Consider the following 11,963-nt stretch of genomic DNA (forward strand, 5'->3'; position numbering starts at 1 on the left):
GCAAGTGGGTGGTGGGTTATGGCAACCGGCATCGAGGATGAAATCGACTATAACGCCCTGATCGACAGCGAAGCGCAAGCGTTTTTCGAGTCAGTCGCGCGTTATCTCAAGCCGGAGGACGTCCAGCTGTTGCGGCAGGCTTTTGAAGTCAGCCGCGCGGCGCACGAAGGGCAGATCCGCAAGAGCGGCGAACCCTACATCACCCACCCGCTGGCGGTGGCCGGCATGCTGGCCGAGTGGCGGCTGGACGTGCAGGGCCTCGCCGCCGCGCTGCTCCACGATGTGCTGGAGGACACCGGCGTCACCAAGCCGACGCTGATCGAAAAATTCGGCAAGATCATCGCCGACTTGGTGGACGGCCTCTCCAAGCTGGAGCGGCTGGAATACCAGACCAAGGAAACCGCGCAAGCGGAAAGCTTCCGCAAAATGGTGCTGGCGATGGCGCGCGACATCCGCGTCATCATCGTCAAGCTGGCGGACCGGCTGCACAATATGCGCACGCTGGATTCGATGCGCGAGGACAAGCGCCGCCGCATCGCGCTGGAAACCCTGGAAATCTACGCGCCGATCGCCAATCGCATCGGCCTCAACAAGGTTTACCGCGAGCTGCAGGACCTGGCGTTCAAGCACCTGCACCCGCATCGCTACGGCGTGCTGTCCAAGGCGGTGCGCGCCGCGCGCGGCAACCGTCGCGAGGTGGTGACCAAGATCTTGCAGTCCGTCAGCCAGAAGCTGGTGCAGAGCAATATCGAAGCCACCATCAAGGGGCGGGAGAAAAACCTCTACAGCATCTACAAGAAAATGCAGGAAAAGCACCTGTCGTTTTCCGAGGTGCTGGATATCTACGGCTTCCGCGTCGTCGTCAACGACATTCCCGGCTGTTACCTGGCGCTGGGCGCCTTGCACAGCCTGTACAAGCCGATCCCCGGCAAATTCAAGGACTACATCGCCATTCCCAAGGGCAATGGCTATCAGAGCCTGCACACCACCTTGTTCGGTCCCTACGGCACGCCGGTGGAGATGCAGATCCGCACTCGCGAGATGAACAGCGTGGCCGAGGCCGGCGTGGCCTCGCACTGGATGTACAAGAGCGGCGACGGCGTCAACACCGCGCAGCAGCGCACCCACCAGTGGCTGCAGAAAATCATGGACATGCAGGAGGAGAGCGACGATCCGGTCGAATTCCTAGAGCACATCAAGATCGACCTGTTCCCGGACGAGGTCTACGTGTTCACGCCCAAGGGCAAAATCATGGTGATGCCGCAGGGCGCGACGCCGGTGGACTTCGCCTACGCGGTGCATACCGACATCGGCCACCGTTGCATCGCCGCGCGCGTCAACCACGCGCTGGTGCCGCTGCGCACCGTGCTGCGCAACGGCGACACCGTGGAAATCATCACCTCCACTCAGGCCAAGCCCAATCCGTCCTGGCTGACCTTCGTGCAGAGCGGGCGCGCGCGTTCCGGCATCCGCAACTATCTGAAGAGCCTGCAGCAGGAAGAGGCGGTCGGTCTGGGCGAAAAGCTGCTCAAACAGGCGATCGGCGCGCTGGCGGTGACGCCGCTGACGCTGAGCGAGGAGCTGTGGGTGGAGTATCTGGCCGCCTTCGGCGAGAAGCTGGCCTCGCACCAGGACGTGTTGGCCGACATCGGCGCCGGCAAGCTGATGCCCATCGTGGTCGCGCGGCGCTTGCTGGAGCTGGCCGGCGAGCGGCTGGGCGAGGAAGTGAAAGTGGGGCCGGTGACGATACGCGGCAACGAGGGCGGCATGGTGCAGCTGTCGCCGTGTTGCAACCCGCTGCCGGGCGACGACATCCTGGGCGTGATCACCAAGGGCCAGGGCCTGGTGATACACCGCAAGGGCTGCCCGAACGCGCGGCGGGCGGATCACGACAAGCTGCTGGACGTCAATTGGGAGGCGCAGCGCGACCGCATGTTCGGCGTCACCGTCGGCGTGTTGTCCCGCAACGAGCGCGGCGCGCTGGCCGACATCGCCACCGCGATCTCGCAGGCCTCTGCCAATATCGAAAGCGCCGACACCCAGGACAGCAGCCGCGACGGCGACGGCCTGTTCAATATCCACTTCCGTCTGCAGGTGGAGGGCGTCGAGCATCTGGAGCGGGTGCTAAGCGCCATTCGCGTGCTGCCGGTGGTGCAGCGCGTGCAACGGAGATGAGATGCTGAAACTCAAGATCAACGGCGAGGGCCGAGAACTGGCCGGCGTCGCCAACGTGGCCGAGCTGGTGGCGGCGCTGGGCATCGCCGGCAAGCGCGTGGCGCTGGAAAAGAATGGCGAGATCGTGCCGCGCAGCCGGTATCCGGCCACCGGGCTGGCCGACGGCGACGAACTCGAAATCGTGGTGGCCGTCGGCGGAGGCTGAGCGGCAAAGCTGAATAGAGGTGCAGGAGTGGCGGATCAACTGATCATCGCAGGCAAGGCTTACAATTCGCGTTTGCTGGTGGGAACCGGCAAGTATCGGGATTTTGAGGAAACGGCCCAAGCGCTGGACGCGTCGGGAACGGAAATCGTCACCGTCGCCATTCGCCGAGTCAATCTGGGGCAGAATGCGGGCGAACCCAATTTGCTGGACTTTTTGCCCAAAAACCGGTATAACCTTCTCCCCAATACGGCGGGATGTTATTCCGCCGACGACGCCATTCGCACTTTGCGCCTGGCCAGAGAGCTTCTGGACGACCACCGTCTGGTCAAACTGGAAGTGCTGGGCGATCCGAACACCTTGTTCCCCAACGTCAAGGAAACCCTGAAAGCCGCTGAAGTGCTGGTGGCCGATGGCTTCGACGTGATGGTGTACACCTCGGACGATCCCATCATCGCGCGCGAGCTGGAGCAAATGGGCTGCTGCGCCATCATGCCGCTGGCCAGCCTGATCGGCTCCGGGATGGGGATTCTGAATCCGTGGAATTTGAAGTTGATTATCGAGCAGTCCAAGGTTCCCGTGCTGGTTGACGCCGGCGTCGGCACCGCGTCCGACGCGGCGATCGCGATGGAACTGGGCTGCGATGGCGTGCTGATGAACACCGCGATTGCCGCCGCGCAACAACCGGTGTTGATGGCCCACGCCATGAAACAGGCTGTAGAAGCAGGCCGCTCGGCATATCTTGCCGGCCGGATGCCGAAACGTTTTTATAGTGCAGTACCTAGTTCTCCTAGTGAGGGGGTGATTTCTTCCGTCAAGCCGTGATGCGTAAAGCGCCACAGATTGCTTGGTCGGAACGCTTCAGACTTTTCCAAACCGCGTAACGTTGTTAAAATGCTGTTTTTTATAGCTCCAGCCACGTCTGGACGCTAGGAACTAAGGATACTAGATTCAATGCCGAACATTCGTGTTAAAGAGAACGAGCCGTTTGAAGTTGCAATGCGTCGCTTCAAGCGCGCAGTGGAAAAAACCGGTCTGCTGACCGAACTGCGCGCCCGCGAGTTCTACGAAAAACCGACTGCCGAGCGCAAGCGCAAGCACGCCGCTGCCGTTAAGCGCCACTACAAGCGCATCCGCAGCCAAATGCTGCCGCCGAAACTCTACTAAGAGTTCGTCTGGTCAGTAAGCAGGACCGCAGGCCTAGCCTGCGGTTTTGCCATTTGTAGTTCCCCGTTTGCAGACTCTGACGGCATGGGTTTTGAACCCTTCAAAACCAATGTCATCAGGGTTTGACTCTCTCTAAGTGCGCACTCGCCGCCCGCGACGGGTGGCGGTCATCTTCCGGAAAGCAAGCAATGAGCCTCAAGCAGCGAATCAGCGACGACATGAAATCTGCAATGAAAGCGCGGGAAAGCGACAAACTGGCGGCCATTCGCCTGTTGCTGGCGGCCATCAAGCAGAAGGAAGTGGACGAGCGCGTGGAGCTGGACGACGCCGGCGTCGTCGCCGTCATCGACAAGATGCTCAAGCAGCGCCGCGATTCGGTCAGCCAGTACGAGGCGGCCCAGCGTCAGGACCTGGCCGACAAGGAAAAATTCGAGATGAACGTGCTGATGGCCTATATGCCGCAGCAGCTGTCCGCCGAGGAGGTCGACGCGGTGGTGGCCAAGGCCGTCGCCGACAGCGGCGCCGCCGGCATGCAGGACATGGGCAAGGTGATGGGGCTGTTGCGGCCGCAATTGGCCGGTCGCGCCGACATGGCGCAGGTGTCCGCCTGCATCAAGGCCAAGCTGGCCGGTTGAGCCGGCAGCGGGCCGGCTTGTCGGCCCGCGCCATCGGTGACCTTGCTTGATCCCTCAGGATTTCGTTGATCAGTTGTTGTCCCGCGTCGATATCATCGACGTGGTGGACCGTTACGTCCCTTTGAAAAAGGGCGGTCAGAACTATCTGGCCTGCTGCCCGTTTCATAAGGAAAAGTCGCCGTCGTTCACGGTGAGCCCGTCCAAGCAGTTCTATCACTGCTTTGGCTGCGGCGCCCACGGCTCGGCCATCGGCTTCGTGATGGAATACCAAGGGCTGGGCTTCGTCGACGCGGTGAAACTGTTGGCCGAAGGCGTCGGCATGCAGGTGCCGGACAGCCGCGCCCACGCCAACCCGGAAGCCAGCCGCGCCGCGCGCGAGCGCAAGCTGTCGCTGGAACAGATGATGCAGATGGCCGCAGGCTACTACAAACAGCAGCTGAAGTCCGCGCCCAACGCCATTTCCTATCTGAAAGGCCGGGGTTTGAGCGGCGAAGTGGCCGGCCGCTTCGGCCTTGGCTTCGCGCCGGACGGCTGGCAGAACCTGGAGGCGGTGTTTCCGGACTACCAGGACGACAAACTCGTCGATACCGGCCTGGTCATCGTCAATGAAGAGAAGGGCCAGCGTTACGACCGCTTCCGCGATCGGGTGATGTTCCCGATCCGCAACCAGCGCGGCGCCATCATCGGCTTCGGCGGCCGGGTGATGGGCAAGGGCGAGCCCAAGTACCTGAATTCGCCGGAAACGCCCTTGTTCGAAAAGGGCCGGGAGCTGTACGGCCTCTACGAGGCGCGCCAGGCGATACGGGATAAAAACCGCGTATTGGTGGTCGAAGGCTATATGGATGTGGTGGCGCTGGCCCAGTTCGGCGTCGCTTACGCGGTGGCCACGCTGGGCACCGCCACCACCGGCGAGCACGCGCGCAAGCTGATGCGCCACGCGGACCAGGTGTACTTCTGCTTCGACGGCGACAAGGCCGGCCAAAAGGCGGCCTGGCGCGCGCTGGAAAACAGCCTGCCGCAATTGCAGGACGGCAAGGCGCTGAATTTTCTGTTCCTGCCGCAGGAGCACGATCCGGACAGCTATATCCGCGAGTTCGGCGCCGAGGCCTTTGAAAAAGTATTGGAAGAGCAGAGCCTGCCTCTGTCCGTTTACTTCACCCGCGAATTGTGTCGCGAGGTGAACCTGACCACGCCGGAAGGCAAGGCCGATCTGATTCGTCAGGCCGCGCCCCTTCTGGCGCAGATTGCCGCTCCGGCACTGGGCTTCATCATCAAGAAAAGACTGGCGGAACTCGCCGGTGTGGATGTCGACGAATTCGACATGTTGACGACGGGCCAAAGGAAGTCGGAGCGCAAAGGCAAGCGGGAGCACCGTTTGCCGGAGGTATCGCATCGCCCGCCACAGTCCTCCATGGTAACGCGCCTGATCAAATGGCTGCTGTTGAACCCTGGTTGGGCCGGCGATGTGCGTTTGCCGGACAGCATGGCACTGTCCGACGAGCTTGCCTGTTTTGCCATGTTGGCCGAATGCGTGCAAGGGCACGACCAGCCGCCGAATACGGCGCAATTGATGGAAAGCCTGCGTGGCACTCCATACGAAGGGCTGGTGGATAGTGTTCTGCAGCAGGCCATGCAGGATCCGGACGAGTTCGCCGATCCCAGCGAGGAGGATAGACAGCAGTTCCAGGACGGCGCGGCCAAGCTCCTGAAATTGCTGCATCAAACTCAGGTGGAGCGGCTAAAACAAAAGGACCGGAACGAAGGCCTGACTCCGGAAGAAGTCAGATTGCTAGGGGAATTGCTGCGGGATTTGCTGGCGCCGAACGCTTGACGACGTCGCCGTCGCGGCGGATCGCGGAGCAATCGGGCGCAAGCTCCGGATTGCCGAAAGCGATGCCGCGGTTTTAAAAGCGCCCCGCAGGGCTACACAAACAGCGTTGTTTGCTTGTGTTATTATCAACTGTTTTTTTCGGCTTATTTCAAGCAGGAAGCGAAATGGCGGCCTCTCCCGAAAATCAAAAAGACGTGCAGGAAAACGAAACCGAAGTGATGAGCCTGGAAGAGCAGCGTAAACGCCTGCGCCAGCTGATCGCCTTGGGCAAGGAGCGTGGGTATCTGACCTACGCGGAAATCAACGACCACCTGCCGGAAGACGTGTCTGACGCCGAGCAGATCGAAAACATCGTCACGATGATTTCCGGTCTGGGCATCCAGGTTTACGACGAGGCGCCGGATGCGGACACCCTGCTGATGTCCGACGCCACCCCGCCGGTGGCCGACGAAGACGCCGTGGAAGAAGCCGAAGCGGCGCTGTCCTCGGTGGATTCCGAATTTGGCCGCACCACGGACCCGGTGCGCATGTATATGCGCGAAATGGGCTCGGTGGAACTGCTGACCCGCGAAGGCGAGATCGAAATCGCCAAGCGGATCGAAGACGGCCTGAAGTACATGATCCAGGCGATTTCCGCTTGTCCGGGCACCATCGCCGAAGTGCTGGAGCTGGTGGAGCGCGTCGGCCGCGACGAAGTGCGCGTGGACGAGGTCGTCGACGGCTTCATCGATCTGAACGCGCCGTCCGAGGACGAGGCCGCGTTCGCCGAACCGGCGGACGAGGACGAACTGCTCGACGCTGAAGCCGAGGAGGAAGACGAGGAGGAGGATGAGGACGGCGACGCCGCCGACGCCGCCGGCGTCAACCTGGAAGAGCTGAAGCAGCAAGCGCTGGAGCACTTCACCGGCGTGCGTATGCTGTTCGACAAGATGGTCAAGGTGCTCTCGGCCAAGGGCGCGCAGAGCAAGGAATACCTGGAGCTGCAGGACGCGATCACCACCGAGTTCATGCTGGTGCGCTTCTCCACCCGTCAGGTGGAAAGCCTGTGCGACTCGCTGCGCAGCCGCGTCAACGAAATCCGCACTTACGAACGCGACATCCAGGATATCTGTGTCAGCCGCGTGCGCATGGAGCGCGCCCACTTCATCAAGGTGTTCCCGGGCAACGAGACCAATCTTGACTGGGTGGAAGACGAGATCCATTCCGGCAAGGCCTGGGCGGAAGCCTTGACCCGCTTCAAATACGCGATCATCGAGAAGCAGACCAAGCTGTCCGAGCTGCAGGATCGCGCGATGCTGCCGATCAAGGCGCTGAAGGAAATCAACCGCCAGATGTCGGCGGGCGAATCCAAGGCGCGCCGCGCCAAGAAAGAGATGATCGAGGCCAACCTGCGCCTGGTGATCTCCATCGCCAAGAAGTACACCAACCGCGGTCTGCAGTTCCTCGACCTGATCCAGGAAGGCAATATCGGTTTGATGAAGGCGGTGGACAAGTTCGAATACCGCCGCGGCTACAAGTTCTCGACCTACGCCACCTGGTGGATTCGCCAGGCGATCACCCGCTCCATCGCGGACCAGGCGCGCACCATCCGCATTCCGGTGCACATGATCGAGACCATCAACAAGATGAACCGCATCAGCCGTCAGATTCTGCAGGAAACCGGCCACGAGCCGGATCCGGCCGAGCTGGCGGAAAAGATGGAGATGCCGGAAGAGAAGATTCGCAAGATCATGAAGATTTCCAAGGAGCCCATCTCCATGGAAACCCCGATCGGCGACGACGACGATTCCCATCTTGGCGACTTCATCGAGGACCAGAACAACCTGGCGCCGTCCGACGCTGCGATGTATTCCAGCCTGAAGGACGCGACCAAGGAGGTGCTGGACACGCTGACGCCGCGCGAGGCCAAGGTGCTGCGCATGCGCTTCGGCATCGACATGAACACCGACCACACGCTGGAAGAGGTGGGCAAGCAGTTCGACGTGACTCGCGAGCGCATCCGCCAGATCGAAGCCAAGGCCCTGCGCAAGCTGCGTCACCCGACCCGCTCGGAACGCCTGCGCAGCTTCCTGGACAACGAGCCGGGCGGTCAGTGACTCGATGCGACCTCGGCCTAGGCTAAAAGCCTGAGCCGGACGAAAACCCCAAGCCGTCGGTATTCGACGCTTGGGGTTTTGCTTTTTGGCTGTTATAATGCGCAGCTCTGGGCCTCTAGCTCATGCCTGGTTAGAGCAGCGGACTCATAATCCGTTGGTGCGGGGTTCGACTCCCCGGGGGCCCACCAAGACTCCCACGCGGAATGCGGCGGTTCTTGGCGATTCACATCAGAAGCCGACGCTTGAGTCGGCTTTTTTGTTTGCCGGCCGCGTCGCGGTCGAGACGCCCTGTCCGCCTCTTCCGCTGGACGCTTCCCCGCCCGCAGATCTCCGTGCCGGATCGACGTAGCTTTTAACTATTTTCCCGCTATGCCGATGGGGAAAATCAATATGCTGCGCCGTTTTAAGTTACTATCTAGCGTTTCGCGCATCATTGCGCAATCTCGTGTGGAAAAGACCGAATGCCCCAGAAGGAAAAAAAGGCGGCAAGCAGCAACGCCACATTGGCCGACAAGGTATTCCAGGAGTTGCGCCGGGACATTCTGCTCGGCGTCTACCGCCCGTCGCAGAAGCTGCTGTTGCACGAACTCAAGGCGCGCTACGATGCCGGCGGTTCTCCGATCCGGGAGGCGCTGCTGCGCCTGAGCTGGTGCAAATACGTGCTGATGGAGCCGCAGCGCGGCTTTTGGGTGGCGCCGATTTCCCGCCATGAGCTTTACGACATCCTGCTGGTGCGCCGAGTGCTGGCGGAAGAGGCGGTGCGCCGCTCGCTGGAGCAGGGCGACGAGGCCTGGGAGCTGGAGGTGTTGGCCAGCTACCATCGTTTGAGCCGGATAGACCTGAACGACGCCAATGTGGATTTGCAGGACTGGGCGGACCGCCACATGGCGTTTCATCTGGCCATCATCAGCGGCAGCCACTCGCCGGTGATCCTGGAGGTGATGGAGTCTTTGTACAACCGGCTGGAGCGCTACCGCCACATCTGGTTCGATCCGGTGCTGCCGGCGTCCAAGCGCTACAGCGACGAAGGCGAGCATCAGGCCATCATGCAGGCGGTGCTGGCCAGGGACGCGGAGCGGACGCTGCACTTGCTGGATCAACACTATTCCCACGTGATGCAGGTGGTGGAAGGCCTGAGCACGGAAGCTTTCCTGCCCCGCTAGCTCACCGGCTCGCGGGCCCCTCCGCGGCCGGCGTTCCCGCCCATCCGCCGTCAGGCGTCAGGGCGGGGCGAGCCCGGCGTTTCAGCGTCCGGGCCGTTGCGCGCGTTTCCGCGCGCTCATTCCCAAATCAGCAGACAGTACTGTTTCTTGCCGCGCCGCAACAGCGTATAGCGTTGATGACGGCGGTCGTCCTGTTCGAGGCGAGCGTCCAGCGCGTCCGCCCGGACGCCGTTGACGCTGACCGCGCCGCTTTGCAGCAGGGTGCGGGCCTCGCTTTTGGACGCGGCCAGGCCGCTGGCCGCCAAGGCGTCGATCAGCGGCGTGGACTGCGGCGGCAGCGCCAGCCGCGGCACGCCGTCCTGGGCCAGTTGAGCGAAGTCCGCGGCGCTGAGCCGCTCCACCTCGTTGTCGAACAGGCTGAGGGTGATCCGTTGGGCGGCGGCGAGCGCGTCCGGGCCGTGAACCAGCTCGGTCACCTGTTCGGCCAGGATGCGCTGCGCCCGCGGCTTGCCGCCGGAGGCGCGGTCCTCCGCCTCGACGGCCTCGATCTCTTCATTGGACAAAAAGGTGAAGTAGCGCAGGAAGCGGTAGACGTCGGCGTCGGCCGCGCCCAGCCAGAACTGATAGAAGGCGTAGGGCGAGCACTTGCTCGGGTCCAGCCAGACCGCGTTGCCTTCGCTTTTGCCGAACTTGGTGCCGTCGCTATTGGTGATCAAGGGCATGGTCAGGCCGAAGGCCTGTTGCTGGGTCACGCGTCTGACCAGGTCGACGCCGGCGGTGATGTTGCCCCATTGATCGGAGCCGCCGATCTGCAGCTTGCAGCCGAAGCGGCGGTTCAGTTCCACGAAGTCGTGGCTCTGGAGCAGGCTGTAGGCGAACTCGGTGAAGGAGATGCCGACATCGTCGCGGTGGATCCGCTGCTGCACCGATTCCTTCTTGATCATGGCGTTGACCGAGAAATGCTTGCCGACGTCGCGCAGGAAGTCCAGCGCGCTCATGTCGGCGAACCAATCGTGGTTGTTGGCCATCAGCGCGGCGTTGTCGCCTTCGAAGCGGAGGAAGGGCTCCACCTGGCGGCGGATCTTGTCCACCCAGCCGGCCACCACGTCCGCGGTGTTGAGTTTGCGCTCGCTGGCCTTGAAGCTGGGGTCGCCTATCATCCCGGTGGCGCCGCCGACCAGGGCGATAGGGCGGTGCCCGGCCATCTGGAAGCGCTTGAGCAGCAGCAGCGGCACCAAGTGTCCGAGGTGCAGGCTGTCGGCGGTGGGGTCGAAGCCGCAGTACAGGGTGACCGTTTCCCGGGACAGCAGCGCGTCGAGCGCGTCCGCGTCGGTGGCCTGCGCGATCAGGCCGCGTTGCTGCAGATCCCGGATCAGGGTCGATTGCTTCATTTCGTTTACCTCCATGATTGCGGCGCGCGGCCGTGCTGGCCGCGCGTCCGGACGACGGCGCGGGGGCACCGTCAGAACACGGGCAGCAGTCCTTGCATCACCAGGATCTGGAACAAGATGATGGCGAGGCCGGAACCGCCTATCGCCCAGTGCAGGGTGCCGCCGCCGCTGACCTGGTAGCCGGGACGGTAGTTGTCCTGGCGGCGCAGTTTGATCAGGGCCAGCGCCGGGAACAGGATGGCGAGAATCACCAGGAAGATGGCGGCGGCGCCCAGCGCGGCGACGAAGCCGCCGGGAAAGAACAGCGCGAAGCCCAGCGGCGGCAGATAGGTGATCAGCGCGGTCTGCAGCCGCTGCCGCAGGCCGTCGCCGCGTTTCAGGGTGCTGGCCATGGCGTCGAACAGGCCCAGCGACACGCAAAGGTAGGAGGTGAACAGCGCGATGGACGAGAAGGCGGACAGCAGGGAAGGCACTTGCGGCGTGGGCACCAGCGCGTGGAATTCGTCCAGGAACATGCCCACCGAACCGTTGTGGGCGGAGATGGCCTGGAAGCTGTGGCTGCCGTAGCGCGGCAGCGCGCCCAGGGTGTTGAACACCCACAGCAGGTAGACGCCCATGGGAATCAGGCTGCCGGCGATGAAGACGTTGCGCAGCGTGCGCGGTTGGTCGCGGCCCAGGTATTTGACCATGCTGGGCACGCTGCCGTGAAAACCGAAGGCGGTCAGAAACATCGGGATGGCGGCCAGCATGTATTTGGCCGAGTCCGTGCTTTCCGACAGGTTGCCGGTGTCGACATAGGGCTGGATCACCGCGCTGAGCGCGAGAAAGATCAGGATGTTCAGGCTGAACAGCAGCCGGTTGACCTTGTCCACCGCCGTGGTGCTGGCGAAGACGATGCCGCCGATCAGCGCGGTGAAGGCCAGCGAGACCTGGCCGGGAGACAGGGCCAGGCCCAGGTATTGGTGCAGGCTGGATTGATAGGTGGAGCCGCCGCCGGAGATATAGGCGGAGGAGAGCGCGTAGAGCAGCAGCAGCAGGCTGGCGTTGATCAGATAGCTGCCCTTGGCCTTGAACAGCGAGCGGGCGATGGCGTCGAAGCCGTAGCCTTCGGGGAAGGACAGGCAGACCTCCAGCAGCATCAGGCCGGTGTAGGTCATCAACGCCCAGATCAGAAACAGGGTCAGGCAGGCATAGCCGAAGCCCATGCCGGCGGACACCAGCGGCAGCGCCAGCATGCCGGCGCCCAGCATGGTGCCGGAGATCAGCAAGGTGGCCCCGACGGCCTTGAAATTGACTTGCATGT

At 62.7% G+C, this 11,963-nt stretch carries 10 protein-coding genes and 1 tRNA gene; 9 read left to right on the forward strand and 2 right to left on the reverse strand.

Going from position 1 to position 11,963, the window contains the following annotated elements:
* Positions 1–18 precede the first annotated feature (18 nt).
* The 9 genes from JW897_RS03135 to JW897_RS03175 all read left to right on the forward strand — a co-directional run bounded on the left by JW897_RS03135 (position 19) and on the right by JW897_RS03175 (position 9,269).
* Entirely contained in the window at positions 19–2,175 is a 2,157-nt protein-coding gene (locus JW897_RS03135; RefSeq protein WP_205465135.1) for a RelA/SpoT family protein, read from the forward strand.
* A 1-nt stretch (position 2,176) separates the two neighbouring features.
* Complete coding sequence (gene thiS / locus JW897_RS03140; RefSeq protein WP_048414235.1) at positions 2,177–2,380, forward strand: sulfur carrier protein ThiS; 204 nt, start codon at positions 2,177–2,179, stop codon at positions 2,378–2,380.
* Between the two features lie 27 nt (positions 2,381–2,407).
* Positions 2,408–3,202, forward strand: a complete 795-nt coding sequence (locus JW897_RS03145; protein WP_205465136.1) for a thiazole synthase — start codon at positions 2,408–2,410, stop codon at positions 3,200–3,202.
* Positions 3,203–3,331: 129 nt separating this feature from the next.
* Positions 3,332–3,544 carry a 30S ribosomal protein S21 gene (gene rpsU, locus JW897_RS03150; protein ID WP_039756346.1) on the forward strand — a complete coding sequence of 71 codons (213 nt, stop codon included), beginning with the start codon at positions 3,332–3,334 and terminating at the stop codon, positions 3,542–3,544.
* 188 nt (positions 3,545–3,732) lie between these two features.
* The gene (locus tag JW897_RS03155; RefSeq protein WP_205465137.1) at positions 3,733–4,179 is read left to right on the forward strand and encodes a GatB/YqeY domain-containing protein; all 447 of its coding nucleotides are present in this window, start codon (positions 3,733–3,735) and stop codon (positions 4,177–4,179) included.
* 46 nt (positions 4,180–4,225) lie between these two features.
* Complete coding sequence (gene dnaG, locus JW897_RS03160) at positions 4,226–6,010, forward strand: DNA primase (protein ID WP_048414238.1); 1,785 nt, start codon at positions 4,226–4,228, stop codon at positions 6,008–6,010.
* A 164-nt stretch (positions 6,011–6,174) separates the two neighbouring features.
* Positions 6,175–8,106 carry an RNA polymerase sigma factor RpoD gene (gene rpoD / locus JW897_RS03165; RefSeq protein ID WP_048414239.1) on the forward strand — a complete coding sequence of 644 codons (1,932 nt, stop codon included), beginning with the start codon at positions 6,175–6,177 and terminating at the stop codon, positions 8,104–8,106.
* Positions 8,107–8,215: 109 nt separating this feature from the next.
* A tRNA-Ile gene (locus tag JW897_RS03170) sits at positions 8,216–8,294 on the forward strand.
* 273 nt (positions 8,295–8,567) lie between these two features.
* Positions 8,568–9,269, forward strand: coding sequence for an FCD domain-containing protein (locus JW897_RS03175; protein WP_048414240.1), 702 nt, complete (start codon positions 8,568–8,570; stop codon positions 9,267–9,269).
* A gap of 116 nt (positions 9,270–9,385) precedes the next feature.
* Here the strand turns inward: JW897_RS03175 and tyrS are convergent, their stop codons facing one another.
* Positions 9,386–10,660 carry a tyrosine--tRNA ligase gene (tyrS, locus tag JW897_RS03180; protein WP_205465138.1) on the reverse strand — a complete coding sequence of 425 codons (1,275 nt, stop codon included), beginning with the start codon at positions 10,658–10,660 and terminating at the stop codon, positions 9,386–9,388.
* Between the two features lie 71 nt (positions 10,661–10,731).
* Positions 10,732–11,961, reverse strand: a complete 1,230-nt coding sequence (locus JW897_RS03185; protein ID WP_048414242.1) for an amino acid permease — start codon at positions 11,959–11,961, stop codon at positions 10,732–10,734.
* Positions 11,962–11,963: the final 2 nt, after the last annotated feature.

The sequence above is a fragment of the Chromobacterium alkanivorans genome, from assembly GCF_016937655.1.
GTDB classification, from domain to species: Bacteria; Pseudomonadota; Gammaproteobacteria; order Burkholderiales; family Chromobacteriaceae; genus Chromobacterium; species Chromobacterium alkanivorans.